Here is a 16,827-nt window from a genome sequence, read left to right as displayed (position 1 = left end):
CAAAATAGAACAGAGACGCTACATTTCAACGCTGAACTGAAGTACATTTTGCTTGCTTGCTTGCTTGCTTGCTTGCTGTGCCTTCGCAGGCAGAGGCTAAGAAAAATTTGCTCCAGTCCCACTGACTCGTTTTTATACTACATTCACTATATTATTAAGTCATTAAATCGCTAACCGTGAAAACTTGTCTTGGTACTCCTTAGGCGTCAACTCGGTAGTACGTTTGAACAAGCGTGTGAATGACGAGATGTCCTCATAACCCACTTGATCCGCCAGCGATTTTATCGTCACATCGCCCGATTCTAATAAGCGCTTGGCTTGCTCAATTCTGACAGCCTGAATATATTCAACGGGTCGCATCGCCACGCTGGCTTGAAAGCGTCTGTTCAAGGTGCGTGGGGTAATATTGACCATAGCAGCCAAACTACTGACTTGTATTGGCTGCTGGAAGTTTTGTTCGATAAATTCTTGAACTTGTTTGACCAACTGATCGGAATGCGGCTTGTGCAAAGTCACGTTGGTATAGCTATTCTGATTACCTCGTTTGCTGTCAATAATCTGAGTTTTTGCTACTTGTGTCGAGATCTCCCGCCCGCAGTAGCGCTCTATTAATAACAATCCTAAGTCATAAAAAGCACTACCGCCTGCCGCACAAAATATATTGCCAGCATCGTTACTTGAATGAGTAACAAACTGGTTCTCTTGTAAGTCCACCAGTGGAAAGTCTGCCTTAAATTTATTGGCATAGCCCCAATGGGTGGTGGCGACTTTATGATCTAACAACCCTGCCTCCGCCAGAAAAAAAGCCCCGCTACAGTTGCTCGCAATATCAGCGTTGGTATTGGCCAGTCGCTTTAAATGCGGGAGCAGCTCACTGTTTTGCTTCAATACCTTATCAATAGAATCGCCAATGGTAGGTACTAGCAATAAGTCACACTCTGTCACGTCTTGAATATCACAATGGGCATGAACCATTAAGCGATTACTACATCTGATAGCACCGCCACCCAAGCTTGCGATCTGTACCTTAAATCGTGGCTCTACGTCCTCATCTAAAAATCGCTGCCAGCTGACCCCTGTAAATGAAAACAGATCTAAGGCGCCAGCGAGCACACTACCAAGCACACCATCGAAGCCAAGAATGATTACTTTAAACGGTTTGAAATAAGGCATAAGTCTTTCGTGTCTTTAGGTACGTTTGTCAAAAATAGGGTGTTTTTGATGAATTTTTCTTAAAATTTTGTCTCATTTGACCATGATTATGTCATAAATGACAATACGGCAAAGCGCTAAATTAGCTTAATATCAATTGATAAGCATTTATGCCCTTTATTTTGCCTTCTCAATGATGCAGTAAATAGAAGAGATAAAGCCATTACAGATGGCAGTAAGATAAACGGATTTTCATGATTGACGATATTTGAACTTTACTAAAAGAGACGACTATGGCAGCAGACACCCTTATCAACGACTTTGAATTACCGTTCCAGCTGTACGATGTATTGGGAACACAAACCCTCACTGAGCATTCGAAATTTTCAGAACACAGCCGTGAGACTTTCGATGCGGTATTAGATACGGCAAACAAGATCGCGACGGATTTATTTTTGCCGCACAATCACTTGGCAGATAAGAACGAACCGCAGTTCGATGGTAAAAAGGTCAGCATGATCAGCGATGTCAAAGTCGCTTTTGATGCGTTTCGCGAGTCGGGCTTTATTGCAGGTCGTTATAGTTTTGAAGATGGCGGCATGCAACTGCCCGAAACGGTTATGACAGCTGTGGCAGGCTATTTTATGGCTGCTAACCCATCAACGACGGCCTATCCATTTTTGACGACAGCAGCAATCAATGTCATCTCTCACTTTGCGAATGAGGATATCAAAGCGGCGTTTATGCCGCGCATGCTGACAGGTGGGTTTACTGGAACCATGGCGCTGACAGAGCCGCACGCTGGTTCATCACTTGCCGACATCAAAACCACCGCAGTTAAACAAGACGATGGCTCCTATCGTGTCAAAGGCAGCAAGATTTATATCTCAGCAGGGGATCATGAACTGTCTGACAATATTGTCCATCTGGTATTGGCCAAGATTCCCGGTGGCCCTAGTGGGGTAAAAGGCATCTCTTTATTTGCCGTACCTAAGTATCGCTTGAACGATGATATGTCTGTTGGCGAGCGTAACGATGTACATCTGACTGGTCTGATTCACAAACTTGGTTATAGAGGTGCGACTTCCACGGCATTGAGCTTCGGTGACGCGGGCGATTGTCATGGTTATTTGATCGGTGATGAGCATTTTGGTCTGCGTTATATGTTCAAAATGATGAATGAGGCACGCATTGCGGTTGGTTTTGGTGCGGCGATGATTGGCTATCGTGGCTATCAGTATTCGCTCGATTACGCAAAAGACAGAACACAAGGTCGCATTGCGCCAAACAACAAACCTGAAGATGATGCGACTGCCATTATTCAGCATGGTGACGTAAAGCGTATGCTATTGGCACAAAAAGCCTACTCTGAGGGCGGGATCTCCCTGTGCTTATACGGCTCAAACCTAATTGACCGTATCAATACCTGTGAAGACGAAACCCTAAAAAACGAGCTGACAGAGCTATTAGATTTGCTAACGCCAGTGCTAAAAGCATGGCCGTCTGAATATGGGCCAAAAGCCAATGATTTGGGTATTCAAGTATTGGGCGGTGCCGGTTATACGCGTGAATATCATGCTGAGCAGTTTTGGCGTGACAATCGTCTTAACCCCATTCATGAAGGCACAAATGGCGTACAGGCACTAGATTTGTCATTTCGTAAATTGTGGCAAAAGGGTGGTCTTGGTATTCAGATACTAAAACGTGAAATCACTCAAGATCTAGAAAATATTACTACGCCTGAGAGTGCGGCACTGGCGGGTAAATTAACACCTTATATGGGTCATTTGCATGAAGTATTGGTGCATCTAAGCAAAGTGTTGCAGAAAGAAGAAGCCATCACGCTCACGGGCAATGCGCAGGCGCTGATGAATATTTTTGCTTCAATTGTGCTGAGCTGGATTTGGATTCGCCAAGCAAGTAAAGCCGAACAACTACTAAGTACAACGCAAGATGTGGAACAGCAGAATTTCTATAAAGGCAAGATACAAGCGGCGAAGTACTTCATCGATTGGGAACTACCATTAATTAACCGTGATATTGCCATTTTAAACAATAACAATTCCGTTTGCACTGATATGCAAGCGGACTGGTTCTAAGAACAATTCTAAGGAAAGAATAATGACAACCATAAATAAGCAGTGGCGACTAAAAGCAAGACCAGTCGGCGAACCAAGTGCTGAAACTTGGGATTATACTGAGACAGAAATACCGACTATTACCGATGGTCAATTACTGATTAGAGTTGATTATATCTCTATCGATCCTGCGATGCGCGGCTGGCTAAACGATGCCAAATCTTATATCGCACCAGTAAAAATTGGTGACGTCATGCGCGCTGGTACGGTGGGTGAAGTGATTGAAAGTAAGCATGAGAAATTCGCCGTTGGGGATTATGTTGCAGGTCACGATGGCGTGCAATCACATGCGGTCAGTGATGGCACAGGATTGCATAAAGTTGATCCAAATCTTGCACCGCTACCTTACTATTTGGGCGTACTTGGGATGCCGGGCATGACAGGGTATTTTGGTCTGTTAAAAACAGGTCAGCCAAAAGCAGGCGAGACCGTCGTGGTATCAGGTGCTGCAGGTGCTGTTGGTAGCTTGGTCGGTCAGATTGCCAAAATCAAAGGCTGCCGCGTCGTTGGTATCGCAGGCGGTAGCGAGAAATGCAAATTCTTAGTCGATGAGCTTGGGTTTGATGCGACGATCGATTATAAAAACGAAGACGTGAAAAAAGCACTGAAGAAAACCTGTCCAAATGGCGTTGATGTCTATTTCGATAACGTTGGCGGTGATATTTTAAATGACGTGCTGACTCAAATTAATCTACGTGCACGCATCGTTATCTGCGGTGCTATTAGTCAGTATAACAACACGACAGCGGTAAAAGGCCCATCGAACTATTTATCGCTATTGGTCAATCGTGCTCGTATGGAAGGTATTGTGGTGTTCGATAATATTAAAGAATATCCAATCGCCATGAAAGAGATTGCTGGCTGGATTCAATCAGGTGACATCAAAGTAAAAGACCATATCGTTGAAGGTATTGAGACCTTTCCTGATACGCTTATGATGCTCTTTAAAGGTGAAAACTTCGGCAAACTGGTACTTAAGGTAGAGGAATAAATCATGACACTGAATACAAACGGAATTGCATCAGATGTAACGGGTAAACGTATTTTGATCACTGGCGGGGCATCAGGTATTGGTGCAGCAAGTGCATTACTACTAGCCAGTCGCGGCGCAAAAGTCGTCATTGGTGATATGGCCGAAGAAATAGGTGAAGCGGTTGCCAAACAAGGTCAAGATGCTGGCAATAGCATCACTTTTAGAAAGGTAAATGTGACCAGCGGTGATGAAGTGCGTGCATTGTTTGACTTCGCGATGGAGACATTAGGTGGCATAGATGTGGTGGTAAACAACGCAGGTATCGACCATAAACCTTCGCCTATGCATGAGCTAAGTGATGATGACTTTGACCGTAATATCGCTGTGAACCTAAAAGGGGTCTGGCACTGTATGCGTGCTGCTGTCAATTGTATGATACCGAATGGCGGTGGTCATGTGATTAACGTAGCGTCTATTGCCGGTCTGCGTTCTGCGCCCATGTTATCGGCTTACAGTGCCGCCAAACATGGCGTAATGGGATTGACCAAATCTGCGGCCCATGAATATGCACGTGCCAATATTCGTTTTAACGCGGTATGTCCAAGTTTTATTGATACACCAATGGTGCGTAATACCATGGCAACGATGAACGAACGCGCGCAGCAAGCAACCGTTAAGGCCAGCCCGTTACGCCGTTTGGGCGAGGTGGACGAGGTGTCTGCTGCGATTGCATGGTTGGCTAGTGATGAGAGCAGCTTTATGAATGGTCACGCATTTACCTTAGATGGTGGCATGTTGGCATAATATTGACTTTTACGCTTACGTATATAGTATTTAAAAACATAAGGAATAACGATGAAGGATTTATTTGATTTAACCGGTAAGGTTGCCCTAGTGACAGGTGCCAGTCGAGGTATTGGTGAGTCTATTGCCCGTTTATTGGCCTCAAGAGGGGCACACGTGATTGTCTCTAGCCGTAAAATTGATGCCTGCCAAGAAGTCGCAGATAGCATCAAAGCTGACGGTCATAAAGCCAGCGCCTTTGCTTGTCATGTGGGAGACATGGAGCAAATTGACGCGGTTTTTGAACACATCAAAAGTGAGTTTGGTCAAATTGATATCTTGGTCAATAATGCTGCAGCCAACCCATATTATGGCCATATTCTAGATACGGATTTAGCCGCTTTTGATAAAACGGTTGAGGTAAACATTCGTGGTTACTTCTTTATGTCGACAGCCGCTGGCAAAATGATGAAAGAACAAGGCGGCGGTGTGATTTTGAATACCGCATCGGTCAATGGATTAGTGGCAGGCGATAAGCAAGGTATTTACTCAATCACCAAAGCGGCGGTTATTAGCATGACTAAAGCCTTTGCCAAAGAATGTGGCCCACTCAATATCCGTGTGAATGCGTTATTGCCAGGTCTGACGGATACCAAGTTTGCCTCAGCTCTGACGACCAATGATAAAGTATTGAAAATGGCACTACACTCGATTCCGCTAGGGCGCGTAGCTGAGCCTGATGAAATGGCTGGTACGGTATTGTATCTCGTGTCGGATGCATCAAGCTATACCACAGGTGCGACTATCGTTGTCGACGGTGGTATGTTGGCTTGATCAGCCAAGAGACTGCGAGTTAAAAATAGCGTGATTATTAAGAACCGCATGAGAATCACTTTCATGCGGTTTTTTGGATTGTATTTTTAATGAAGTGCATAGCTATTCTGCGTACTTTGCCATTGAATTGGCTGCTAGTGGGAAGCAAGAACAGGCTGCACCGTGGCATAATAAGTCCAAATAATTAAAAGGAGTGAATCGTGGACTCATTGACTAATCATAAAATAAATAGCATTGCTCACAATAAGACATGGTTATTCGTGCCAGCGACTCGCATCGACAGAGTAGAGAAGGCCTTTGTTAGTGGCGCAGATGCCGTCATCGTAGATTTGGAAGATGCCGTTGCCAAGCAAGACAAAGCAGCGGCTCGAGACGCATTAAAAAACTACTACGATGAGCAAAATTCAAAGCAAACTTATCAGCCCATTTGGCTGCGTATCAATCAAGCAGGTAGCGAAGAGTTTTTTAAAGACACAGTGCTTTGTCAAGAAATGCCTAACTTGGCTGGAGTGCTATTGGCTAAGGCTGAGCGCGCCGAAGATATCGAAAGCGTATATCAGCTGACAGGTCTACCTGTAATTGCTTTGATAGAGAGTGCTGTTGGGTTATACCAAATCGATAGTATGGCAAAAGCAGTAGGCTTGGTCGCTTTTAGCTATGGGTTTTTGGATCTGTATAATGATCTGCAAGTACAAGTTGGCACGCCTTCAGCCGACCTTATTGCCAATCAAATTCGTTATCAGTTTATTGTAGTCTCAAAGGTACACAAGCTAGCGCCGCCTATCGATACCATTTATCCTGACTTTAATAATGAAGTAGGACTACGCGCCCGAGTACAATTGTGGTCACAAATGGGCATGTCAGGAATGTTATGTATCCATCCCAAGCAAGTGGCTAGTGTGCAGCAAGCCTTGCAGCCGACCGACAAGGCGCTTGAGTTTGCTAAGCGTGTGATTGAAGAATATGAGCGAAGCGGTCAGGCGGTATTTGAAATAGATGGCGAGATGGTCGATGCACCAGTCATTGAGCGCTGCCGTCAGTTATTGAACCAGTGGCAGATAAAAGAATAATGCTTTATCATCAGCCACCTACGATCAGTTCGAAGTTAAATTAGTACGTTGATAGTCACGTGAGACTGGTACAAATTTTCTTTGCGTGCTGCTAACACAGAGGCTGCAAAAAATTCATCCCAGTCTTACTGCATCGCTTTCAAAATGGATCGACTATAGATCTATCAAAAACCACATATATTACGATTTATAAAAGAACTCTATGATTTTTATCAGTAATACTATTAGCTTAAATGATAATGACGTGGACATAAGTGCCATGCGTGCGCAAGGCGCAGGCGGGCAAAATGTCAATAAAGTTTCGTCTGCGATTCATCTGCGCTTTGATATCCTTGGTTCAAGTTTGAGCGACGCTCAAAAACAGCGTTTGCTGGACAGTAAGGACAGCCGAATCACCAAAGACGGGGTTCTGATCATCAAAGCCCAGCAGTTTCGTACGCAAGAGCGCAATAAAATAGATGCGTTTGAGCGCTTGCAGAGCTTTATCATACAAGCCACTCATGTGAATAAAACCCGCAAACCCACCAAACCGAGCAGAAATGCCAAGCGCAAACGCGTGGATCAAAAGACCCAGCGCGGCAAGACCAAAGCCTTGCGCGGCAAAGTGGACTACTAAATGTAGTCTATTTATTCTACAGTGGATTAACTACGTGTGGCACTTAGCCAAGTCTTTTACTCAGCTCAGGGAAGCGCTTTATCATAAATAACATCAATAGTAGCGCGATGCTAGCAATCGCTGCCCCAACGTAGCCCACGCTGGATATAGAAATGTGCGTCACTGCATAACCACCGAATAATGCGCCCGCACCGATACCTAAATTGATAATACCTGAGAACATCGACATCAGCATGTCTTGCGCATTCACATCCACCATGATGACTTTGGCTTGCATGGTGATGATAAGCAACATCAGCGAAGCACCCCAAAGCAACGCAATCAAACTAAGCGCCCACACTGAGGTGACGGCAAGCAAGAGCACAAGCATCGAGCCGAGCATCAGTATCGTCGACATCAGCATTAACTGAGTATTTAAACGATCTCCCCAGCGACTAAATATCCAACTGCCTAAAATACCAGCAGCACCGAACAGTAGCAGGACAAAAGTGGCTAAATTCTCACTGATGGATCCGACCTGACGCATAAACGGTTCGATATAAGAGTAAGCGGTGTAGTGTGCCGTAAAAACGAGTAAGATAAGCAAATACAAGCAGACCAATAATGGGTTTTTGAGCAATTCTGGGATTTTTCTAAAAGATCCTTCAAACATACTTGGTAGGGTTGGTAAAAGCCTTGCTTGGAGAATAAAAACGATGAGCGCAATCACACCAATACCACCGAAGGTCGCGCGCCAGCCAAACCATTGACCAATCACTCGTCCTAAAGGCACACCCAGTACCATCGCCAATGAGGTACCAGTTGCCAGCACACTAAGCGCCATCGCTTTTTTGCCTTCGGGTGCCACACGTATGGCAATCGCTGCCGTGATTGACCAAAATATTGCATGAGATAGCGCGATACCAACGCGGCTGATTAGCAAGACATTAAAACTCCAAGCAAACACAGAGAGGACGTGACTGACAATGAACACCGCAAACAAGCCCAAAAGCAAACGCTTGCGCTCAAATCGACTGGTCATCAACATCAGTGGCAGTGACATCGCCGCGACAATCCAAGCGTAGAGTGTCAACATCCAGCCCGTTTCTGCCGTGGTGATCGAGAAATCTTGTGCAATGTCACTTAATAATGCGACAGGAACGAATTCTGTGGTATTCATGATAAATGCGCTAACGCCCATTAAAAATACTTGAAAATACTGAGTGCGGCGAGCGTTTGCGCTCGTCTCAATGTTATTTTTCATAAGATCCAATACAAAGAAGGGGCTAATACAGCAAAATAAGCCAAAAAGCGGTGTAAAAATATTAGGGAATATAAGAGTGGAGGGGAAGATACCAAGTCAAAAGCATAAGTTAAAGTAGTTTTTTGCTATTTCGGGTGGGTTTCTTTTATCTTAAATGGCCAATTGTATGAATTTTAAAAACAGCCCTTATCTCAGTATTTATTTTTTATTGGCTAATATGCTATCATCAGTGCAGCATCCATCGTGGGTTTAACAGTTTTGTATTGCCACTCATTATTATCATTTAATGAAAACGTACAAACCTTGCAACTTCCAGCACGATATAAAACAATTCTGGTAAAGCGCATGAGCCTGTACTCCGACACCTCATTTGTGCCAATTTATTTGCCTATTTGGGCTTATTTCATACTTTTTCGTCGGAGTTACAGGAGCCAAAGGTGTTTAATACTATGAATTACACTGTCAATCAATCCCCATATACTCGTCGTTATCAGCCACGTCATCTTCTTGCACACTATGCCATCGCTCAAATAGATACGCTGAAACTGCGCTCGCAAGATATTATCAAAGCCATGCATTATCCGTTGAAGCATACGATACCGGCATGTGATCGACTGCGTCATGTACTGTCTAGCAAATACTTGGGACTTGATGGTAGCTATAGTGATAAGTATTTTACAGCCGATGAGTTTTTGGCAACGCTGTTTTCGGTGCTTCAAATCCCTTATGAGCCGTTTGCAGAAGACATCGCTCAGATTAAATATGATTTGATACATTCTGCCAATCCTGTGCCCAAATATAGCTTACGAGCGCAGGTTGAGTTTGAATTCAATGATGCCAATTGGATGGCGCGTGGTAATGCTGCACGTTTGGCTCATATACGTCTCCCAGATGGATTTGCCGAATTAGAAGAAGCAGAGCGCCATGTGGTTGTGAAAGAAAGTATCTGTGAGCACTATCAGCGTTATGAAGGTAATTTGCCTTTTGACGGCATCATCAAAGGCTATGAGCTGATGACTGAGCAGAATAATAAAGTGGTGGATAGCTTAGAATATGGATTGCCAAAATCGAGTAGCGTTTAATGGTTTCAACAGTATGAAAGACTGATTCGGTTATGCTATAAATTTTGATAAAATCTTATAAATACAGATATGTTAAGTCAAAAAGGCCTCACTTTATCGTGGGGCCTTTTAGTTTTTGATATTAGATTTTTTGTCTTATGTTTCAGGTTTAGAAATAGCGCGCCATAAAATCACAAATAGCGCATCAAATTCTGCATTAATAGGCGTCTCTGTCTGGCGAATGGTATGCATTAAGCCAAGACGACTGATAAAGCCCATAAACACATCAAAAAGTATATGCAAGGGAACAGTGTCGTTGAGTACCCCACGATTTTGCCCGTCTTCTAATACCGCCAAAAACGCGCCAATTAACTCTTTGTTTTCATAGATTGCGATATTACGTATCCGCGAGGCTGAGACAGAAGACAGCACCATCACCGCATCTGGATGCGAGTCTACAAAATCAAAGCAGACCCACAGCGTCTTACGTAGACGATCTTGTACGCTATCAATCCCTTGCAAATGATCCATAATCCGAGCCGCTAATCTGCCGAGCACGATATCCATAATGGTATAAAACAGCGTTTGCTTGTCTCCGAAATACTTGTAGAGCGTTTGCAAAGAGACGTTTGCAGACTTTGCAATCTGCGCCATCGTCACCTCATTCGCATCAAGTCCTGCAAAGACTTTACGAACGGCCTGTTCAATTTTATCCAAAGTTGCGGGCCGCATATCGGATAGTGGGGCTAAAGATCGAATTTGCGTGAGGCTATCTGACTGAGTAAAGGTTTTCATATTCATTGCTTCTTAAAGTATTGGCTATTTGATACGTCCTACCAATTGAATAAATTGCTGACTAATTCTCATCATTAAATTAATGAGTAATTTGAATTACCATTTTTATTTAATGGATTGCGAAGTAGTTTTTCGTAGCCTAGTATAAGACTCATATATTAATAAGTACAAAGAATTTATAGTATATCTATAACGGTAATATAAATTACCGTAATTTTTTAAAATGACTTAGCTATAGTCAATTCAATATAATTTCGATACAAGGAAACCGAGTGCAAGTTATACATTAGTATGCTTAGCGAGGATGACGATGTAGCGGATTTATATAGACTTGTCTATATAGTTGTTATTCACTCCACCTTGTCAAGGATAGACATCATGAGTATCGAAAAATTCACCCCAAACTGGATGACCGAAGAACATCAGATGGTGCACGACAGCGCCTTGAAAATGTTTCAATCGTGGGAGCCAAAGGATGAGGAGTGGCGCAAAAACGGCATGATCGATCGTGCTGCGTGGGAAGAAGCAGGCGAGATGGGGTTTTTGTGTGCGGCAATACCAAGCGAGTATGGCGGCGGTGGTGGCGATTTTGGTCATGAAGCCGCGCTCATCTACGCTCAAACCGAGGCCAATCAGTCAGGATTTGGGGGTATGGTGCATTCAGGTATTGTCGCGCCTTATATTTTAGCCCATGGTACTGAAGAACAAAAACAAGCGTGGCTACCCAAAATGGCAACAGGTGAATATATCGGAGCTATCGCCATGACCGAGCCTGGCACTGGATCCGACCTACAAAACATCAAAACCTATGCAGTAAAAGACGGTGATGACTACATTATCAATGGTTCTAAGACTTTTATTACCAATGGTCAGCACGCCAATCTTATCCTATTAGCATGCAAAACAGACCGTGAACAAGGCGCACAAGGTGTCTCACTTATCATCGTAGAAACGGACAACGTAGAAGGGTTTGAGCGTGGACGCAATCTGGATAAAATTGGTTTAACATCGCAGGATACCTCAGAACTGTTCTTTAGCAATGTACGTGTGCCACAAAAAAATCTACTGGGTACGGTAGAAGGCATGGGGTTTATCCAAATGATGCAGGAGTTGCCGCGTGAGCGTTTAATTATTGCGTTATCTGGGGTTGGCTCGATGAAGCTTGCTATCAATCTAACACTAGATTATGTAAAGGGCCGTGAAGCCTTTGGCAAACCTATTTGGAAGTTTCAAAACACGCGTTTTAAAATGGCTGAATGCTATGCCGATTATCTTGCTGCCAGCACCATGTGTGATGTGGCAGTAGATGCAATGTTAGATGGCAAACTGTCTGTACCGCATGCCTCATTGATCAAATACTGGGTCACCGAAAAACAATGCGAAGTCATCGATGAATGCGTGCAGCTGTTTGGTGGCTATGGCTATATGACCGAGTATCCTATCGCCCGCTTATATGCTGATGCGCGCGTGCAAAAAATCTATGGCGGCACCAATGAGATTATGAAAGAGTTGGCTTCACGCTTTATGTAGACGCTTATATTATAAGACTACAATAATTATTGTTTATTCGAAAAATAAAAAAAGGATTTTTTATGACTGAGACTGCTTATATTTATGATGCGATCCGCACGCCACGTGGCAAAGGTAAAAAGGACGGCTCCTTGTATCAAGCGTCACCAATTTGGCTAACACGCACTTTGTTAAAAGAGATGGAGCAGCGTCACAACTTGGATACCAGTTTGGTCGATGATGTGGTGCTTGGCTGCGTGACCCCAGTGGGCGAGCAAGGCTCTGATATTGCCCGCATTGCCGTTATTGACGCTGGTTGGGCACAAAGTGTGGCAGGTCTTACCTTGTCTCGTTTTTGTGCCTCTGGTCTGGAATCTATCAATCTGGCGGCTGCCAAAGTCATGTCAGGAATGGAGGATATGGTCGTGGCGGGCGGCGTTGAGTCTATGAGCCGCGTGCCGATGGGCTCTGATGGCGGTGCTTGGTACATGGATCCGCGAGTCAATGAAGCGACGCATTTCGTACCGCAAGGTGTCGGTGCAGATACCATTGCAACGCTCAAAGGCTTTAGTCGTAGTGATGTCGATGCCTTTGCCACTGAGTCGCATCGCCGCGCTGCACAGGCTTGGGAGCACGGTTATTACGACAAATCTGTCGTCCCTGTCACCGATCTCAACGGTATGATGCTGTTGGATAAAGATGAAACTATCCGCCCTAATACCAATGTCGAGACTTTAGCGGGTCTTAAACCTTCTTTTATTATGCCAGGCAAAATGGGCTTCGATAGCGTTATTTTGGATAGATATACGACGATTGAAACCGTCAATCATGTACATCATGCAGGTAACTCTTCAGGCATCGTCGACGGCGCTGCTATTTGTTTGGTTGGTAGCGCGGTGGCTGGTCAAAAAGCAGGGCTAAAACCACGCGCCAAAATCACGATGGCCTCAGTCATTGGCTCAGAGCCTGCCATTATGCTGACAGGTCCGACACCCGCTTGCCAAAAGGCCCTTAATAAAGCAGGCATGCAAGCTTCTGATATAGACCTTTGGGAAATTAACGAAGCCTTCGCTGCTGTGCCGATGAATACCGCTGATGATTTTGGCATCTCGCTTGATATTGTCAATGTCAATGGTGGTGCAATCGCTATGGGTCATCCGCTTGGGGCAACTGGCGCGATGCTAATGACGACTGTCCTTGATGAGTTAGAACGACGTGATCTACAGACCGCAATGATTACGCTATGCGTGGGCGGTGGTATGGGAATTGCCACTATTATCGAGCGTGTTTAACTTTTTTCTAAAATAGACCTGAAAACCAATTAGACTAAAACGCAATATATAAAGAATCATTTAAGGGATAGAAATGATGACAAATAACCAGACAGCAGATTGCGTAACAGCAATTAACGCACTAGAAAATTTCTCTGCTCAGCGTGATGACGATGGTATCGTCACTGTCACGATTGACCAAAGTAAACGCAAAATGAATGTCATTGGTGATGGCTTTACGGAGGCATTCGCCACGATAGTCGATAGTTTTATCAATGATGATGCAGCCAAAGGCTTAATTCTCACATCGGCCAAAGAAACCTTTGTGGTTGGCGCAGATATCGATCAATTGAACCAGATAAAAACAGCCGAGCAAGCATTTGCACTGACTGAAGAATTAAAAGGTAGTTTGCGTAAGCTTGAAATGTCAGGTAAACCTGTGGTCGCTGCTATGACAGGAACCGCACTAGGCGGTGGTTTAGAGTTGGCACTGGCCTGTCATTGTCGTATTGCCATTGACATGCCTAAGACCAAGCTTGGTTTGCCTGAGGTGAAACTGGGCTTATTACCTGGCGGCGGCGGTACTCAGCGTTTGCCTCGATTGGTCGGTATTCAAGCAGCACTGGAGCTGATGACTCAAGGTAAAGAATTACGACCATCTGCGGCAAAAGATATTGGACTTATTGATGCAACGGCCACTGATAAAGCAGACATGCTGGTACAGGCTAAAGACTGGATTCGAAATAATCCAAGTGCTCAGCAGCCGTGGGATAAGAAAGGTTTTAAAATTCCTGGCGGCGATAGCAAGCATCCAAAGATAGTGCCTATATTCTCTATCGCCCCAGCCATGGCCAATCAAAAGTCACATGGCAACTATCCAGCGATTACTCATATTATGTCTTGTGTGTTTGAAGGGTGCCTCGTAGACATTGATACAGGGCTTGAGATTGAGTCGCGTTATTTTGCCGCTTGCGTGATGTCGACTGAATCAAAGAACATGATCAACACCTTATGGACTCAGCTAAATAGTATCAAAAAAGGTCAGTCTCGGCCTCAAGGATTTGAGCAGACCCAAACCAGAAAAGTTGGTATTTTGGGGGCTGGTATGATGGGCGCAGGAATTGCTTATGTCACTGCCAAAGCAGGTATAGACGTCGTGCTATTGGACACGGATATTGTCAATGCTGAAAAAGGCAAAGCGTATTCTGCCAATATTTTGGATAAAGCCATCAGCGGAAAGCGCGCTACCGAAGAGAAAAAGCAAGCTCTCCTAGAACGCATCACACCAACCGTCTCTTACGATGATTTAGCTGATAGTGCTCTCATCATCGAAGCGGTATTTGAAAACCGAGAAATCAAAGCCAAGTGTACCCAGCAAAGTGAAGCGGTGATTTCAAACACGGCCATCTATGCATCTAATACCTCAACGCTACCGATTACTGGGCTAGCAAAAGTCAGCACGCGACCAAACCAGTTTATCGGTCTGCATTTCTTCTCGCCAGTAGATAAGATGCCGCTCGTTGAGATTATCATGGGCGAGCAAACCGACGATGCGACATTGGCCAAAGCTTTCGACTATGTTGTGCAAATAGGTAAAACGCCTATCGTCGTCAATGATAGTCATGGATTTTATACCTCGCGGGTATTTGGCACCTATGTATCAGAGGGTATCGCAATGCTAGGAGAGGGTGTGCATCCGCGTAGCATCGAAGTCGCTGGACTAAAAACAGGCATGCCGATGCCGCCCTTAGCATTACAAGATGAAGTGTCATTGAGCTTGGCGTTGCATGTCAGCGAGCAACAACAGGTAGATATGGCAGCCGAAGGCAAGTCCGTTGCTGTGCGCCCTTCTTACGAGATACTAAAGACGCTGGTCAATGACCATGGGCGCGAGGGCAAGAAAAATGGCAAAGGGTTTTATGATTATCCAGAAGACGGTGATAAGCATCTATGGCCTGAGCTGATAAATCTATATCCACCAAAGTCAGAGCAAACCTCGCAGCAAGATTTGGTGGATCGTTTGATGTTTATTCAAGCCAATGAATCTGCCAAATGCTATGAAGAAAATGTTGTGCGCTCAGTTGCCGATACCAATATAGGGTCTATCTTTGGTTGGGGATTCGCACCGCAGCACGGGGGCACGCTACAGTTTATCAATGCGATGGGCGTCAATGAATTCATCAAACGTAGTCGCGAGCTTGCGGCAAAATACGGCGAACGGTTTGAGCCAGCTCAAATTTTGTTAGATATGGCAGCCAAAGACGAGGCGTTCTCTGATGACTGATGCGCATTTATCAAATCATGATCAAATGGCGGACTGTCTACAAGGGTTGCGAGTGATCGATCTGACTCGTAATCTACCGGGACCGTTTGCCACACGTCTATTGGCAGATTTGGGTGCAGATATTATCAAGATTGAACCCAAAAGTGGTGATCCGGCTAGGGCTTTTGGTAAAATGTTTGAGGCTTTAAATCATGGCAAAACCATTAAACAATATGACTTTCGTGACGCTAAAGACATTGATCTTATTAAGGCACACTTGAAACAAGCAGATGTCATGTTGGATAGTTTTCGACCTGAGGTGCTAAAAGGTATGGGACTAGACGCCTCAACGCTTCACGCGATTAATCCTAAATTGGTGATTGTATCGATTACAGGGTACGGCGTAACATATGGGACTGCAAACACTAAGAACAGCATCAATCATAACTGGGCACATAATGCGGGTCATGATATTAACTTTATGGCCATGAGCGGTGTCCTTGACCAGTTAAAGACGGCGCAAGGCGAGCAGGCGATGCCGAATGTTCAGTTTGCGGACTTGGCAGGTGGCAGCGATACTGCCGTTATTGCCATACTTGCTGCTGTATTTGCCGCGCAGCGTACTGGCAAAGGTCGCCATATTGCCATCAGTATGACTCACAGCTTATACCAGCATTTGGTCATGACAAAGGCAACTGGCGCATTTATCCAAAGCATTTCAGGTAAGTGGCCCATGCCGCAACACGACCTTGTAGGCGGGGTACTACCTTGCTATCGTTTGTACCAAACAGCCGATCATCGTTATATGGCAGTGGGGTCGCTGGAGCTAAAGTTTTGGCAAGGGCTGTGCGAGGTGCTGGAATTAACCGAACTCAAAAACAGCCACTGGCAACTTGGTGTTATGCCAAATACTGACAAGAGTCAATCAGCCATCAAGATAATGGCAGAAACATTTGCCAGTCAAACGTTTGCTCATTGGCAACGCGTATTTGCAAATACTGATGTGTGCGTCACTCCTGTGCTCAGCTTAAGCGAAGCCAAAAAGCATCCGTTGTTTGCCCATCAAGATGAGTATGAAGCGACCTTGGGATGGCAACAAGTTCAATAGTGTCAATGGCC

Annotated in this window: 14 protein-coding genes; 11 read left to right on the top strand and 3 right to left on the bottom strand. The window is 44.7% G+C overall.

Going from position 1 to position 16,827, the window contains the following annotated elements; genetic code table 11:
• Positions 1-162: 162 nt before the first annotated feature.
• Complete coding sequence (locus CZ794_RS02375; protein ID WP_087040039.1) at positions 163-1,173, bottom strand: GlxA family transcriptional regulator; 1,011 nt, start codon at positions 1,171-1,173, stop codon at positions 163-165.
• Between the two features lie 272 nt (positions 1,174-1,445).
• Between CZ794_RS02375 and CZ794_RS02370 the strand changes: the two genes are divergently transcribed.
• The 6 genes from CZ794_RS02370 to arfB all read left to right on the top strand — a co-directional run bounded on the left by CZ794_RS02370 (position 1,446) and on the right by arfB (position 7,566).
• Complete coding sequence (locus tag CZ794_RS02370) at positions 1,446-3,251, top strand: acyl-CoA dehydrogenase (protein WP_087040038.1); 1,806 nt, start codon at positions 1,446-1,448, stop codon at positions 3,249-3,251.
• A 22-nt stretch (positions 3,252-3,273) separates the two neighbouring features.
• Positions 3,274-4,281 (top strand): NADP-dependent oxidoreductase, encoded by a 1,008-nt coding sequence (locus tag CZ794_RS02365; RefSeq protein WP_087040037.1) that lies wholly within the window; start codon positions 3,274-3,276, stop codon positions 4,279-4,281.
• Positions 4,282-4,284: 3 nt separating this feature from the next.
• The gene (locus tag CZ794_RS02360) at positions 4,285-5,067 is read left to right on the top strand and encodes an SDR family NAD(P)-dependent oxidoreductase (RefSeq protein ID WP_087040036.1); all 783 of its coding nucleotides are present in this window, start codon (positions 4,285-4,287) and stop codon (positions 5,065-5,067) included.
• 51 nt (positions 5,068-5,118) lie between these two features.
• Positions 5,119-5,880 carry an SDR family oxidoreductase gene (locus tag CZ794_RS02355; protein WP_087040035.1) on the top strand — a complete coding sequence of 254 codons (762 nt, stop codon included), beginning with the start codon at positions 5,119-5,121 and terminating at the stop codon, positions 5,878-5,880.
• Between the two features lie 200 nt (positions 5,881-6,080).
• Positions 6,081-6,950 carry a CoA ester lyase gene (locus CZ794_RS02350; protein WP_256958839.1) on the top strand — a complete coding sequence of 290 codons (870 nt, stop codon included), beginning with the start codon at positions 6,081-6,083 and terminating at the stop codon, positions 6,948-6,950.
• A gap of 202 nt (positions 6,951-7,152) precedes the next feature.
• On the top strand, positions 7,153-7,566 hold the full coding sequence (gene arfB, locus CZ794_RS02345) for an alternative ribosome rescue aminoacyl-tRNA hydrolase ArfB (RefSeq protein WP_087040034.1): 414 nt from the start codon (positions 7,153-7,155) through the stop codon (positions 7,564-7,566).
• A 43-nt stretch (positions 7,567-7,609) separates the two neighbouring features.
• On the opposite strand, the gene CZ794_RS02340 is transcribed toward arfB, so the two are convergent.
• Entirely contained in the window at positions 7,610-8,809 is a 1,200-nt protein-coding gene (locus CZ794_RS02340) for a sugar transporter (protein ID WP_087040033.1), read from the bottom strand.
• A gap of 449 nt (positions 8,810-9,258) precedes the next feature.
• Here CZ794_RS02340 and CZ794_RS02335 point away from each other — a divergent pair, with 449 nt between their 5' ends.
• Positions 9,259-9,891 carry a hypothetical protein gene (locus CZ794_RS02335; RefSeq protein WP_087040032.1) on the top strand — a complete coding sequence of 211 codons (633 nt, stop codon included), beginning with the start codon at positions 9,259-9,261 and terminating at the stop codon, positions 9,889-9,891.
• Between the two features lie 135 nt (positions 9,892-10,026).
• On the opposite strand, the gene CZ794_RS02330 is transcribed toward CZ794_RS02335, so the two are convergent.
• A complete protein-coding gene (locus CZ794_RS02330) occupies positions 10,027-10,671 on the bottom strand; it encodes a TetR/AcrR family transcriptional regulator (protein ID WP_373407881.1) in 645 nt (214 codons plus the stop codon).
• A gap of 372 nt (positions 10,672-11,043) precedes the next feature.
• On the opposite strand from CZ794_RS02330, the gene CZ794_RS02325 reads away from it, so the two are divergent.
• The 4 genes from CZ794_RS02325 (at position 11,044) to CZ794_RS02310 (ending at position 16,816) form a co-directional block, all read left to right on the top strand.
• A complete protein-coding gene (locus tag CZ794_RS02325; RefSeq protein ID WP_087040031.1) occupies positions 11,044-12,195 on the top strand; it encodes an acyl-CoA dehydrogenase family protein in 1,152 nt (383 codons plus the stop codon).
• A gap of 62 nt (positions 12,196-12,257) precedes the next feature.
• Entirely contained in the window at positions 12,258-13,466 is a 1,209-nt protein-coding gene (locus tag CZ794_RS02320) for an acetyl-CoA C-acetyltransferase (protein ID WP_087040030.1), read from the top strand.
• 73 nt (positions 13,467-13,539) lie between these two features.
• Complete coding sequence (locus CZ794_RS02315; RefSeq protein ID WP_256958838.1) at positions 13,540-15,729, top strand: 3-hydroxyacyl-CoA dehydrogenase NAD-binding domain-containing protein; 2,190 nt, start codon at positions 13,540-13,542, stop codon at positions 15,727-15,729.
• Positions 15,722-16,816, top strand: coding sequence for a CaiB/BaiF CoA-transferase family protein (locus CZ794_RS02310; protein ID WP_087040028.1), 1,095 nt, complete (start codon positions 15,722-15,724; stop codon positions 16,814-16,816). Before CZ794_RS02315 ends, CZ794_RS02310 begins: the two co-directional genes overlap by 8 nt.
• The last annotated feature ends 11 nt before the right edge of the window (positions 16,817-16,827 follow it).

The organism is Psychrobacter sp. JB385, assembly GCF_900163785.1.
Taxonomy (GTDB): domain Bacteria; phylum Pseudomonadota; class Gammaproteobacteria; order Pseudomonadales; family Moraxellaceae; genus Psychrobacter.
The sequence above is the reverse complement of the archived record's forward strand: the minus strand, read 5'-3'. Positions and strand labels throughout refer to the sequence as shown.

Bases quoted from the DNA above. Each gene is read 5' to 3' on its own strand.
- CZ794_RS02375 (WP_087040039.1), bottom strand. From the start codon at position 1,173: ATGCCTTATTTCAAACCGTTTAAAGTAATCATTCTTGGCTTCGATGGT.
- CZ794_RS02370 (WP_087040038.1), top strand. From the start codon at position 1,446: ATGGCAGCAGACACCCTTATCAACGACTTTGAATTACCGTTCCAGCTG.
- CZ794_RS02365 (WP_087040037.1), top strand. From the start codon at position 3,274: ATGACAACCATAAATAAGCAGTGGCGACTAAAAGCAAGACCAGTCGGC.
- CZ794_RS02360 (WP_087040036.1), top strand. From the start codon at position 4,285: ATGACACTGAATACAAACGGAATTGCATCAGATGTAACGGGTAAACGT.
- CZ794_RS02355 (WP_087040035.1), top strand. From the start codon at position 5,119: ATGAAGGATTTATTTGATTTAACCGGTAAGGTTGCCCTAGTGACAGGT.
- arfB (WP_087040034.1), top strand. From the start codon at position 7,153: ATGATTTTTATCAGTAATACTATTAGCTTAAATGATAATGACGTGGAC.
- CZ794_RS02340 (WP_087040033.1), bottom strand. From the start codon at position 8,809: ATGAAAAATAACATTGAGACGAGCGCAAACGCTCGCCGCACTCAGTAT.
- CZ794_RS02335 (WP_087040032.1), top strand. From the start codon at position 9,259: ATGAATTACACTGTCAATCAATCCCCATATACTCGTCGTTATCAGCCA.
- CZ794_RS02330 (WP_373407881.1), bottom strand. From the start codon at position 10,671: ATGAATATGAAAACCTTTACTCAGTCAGATAGCCTCACGCAAATTCGA.
- CZ794_RS02325 (WP_087040031.1), top strand. From the start codon at position 11,044: ATGAGTATCGAAAAATTCACCCCAAACTGGATGACCGAAGAACATCAG.
- CZ794_RS02320 (WP_087040030.1), top strand. From the start codon at position 12,258: ATGACTGAGACTGCTTATATTTATGATGCGATCCGCACGCCACGTGGC.
- CZ794_RS02315 (WP_256958838.1), top strand. From the start codon at position 13,540: ATGATGACAAATAACCAGACAGCAGATTGCGTAACAGCAATTAACGCA.
- CZ794_RS02310 (WP_087040028.1), top strand. From the start codon at position 15,722: ATGACTGATGCGCATTTATCAAATCATGATCAAATGGCGGACTGTCTA.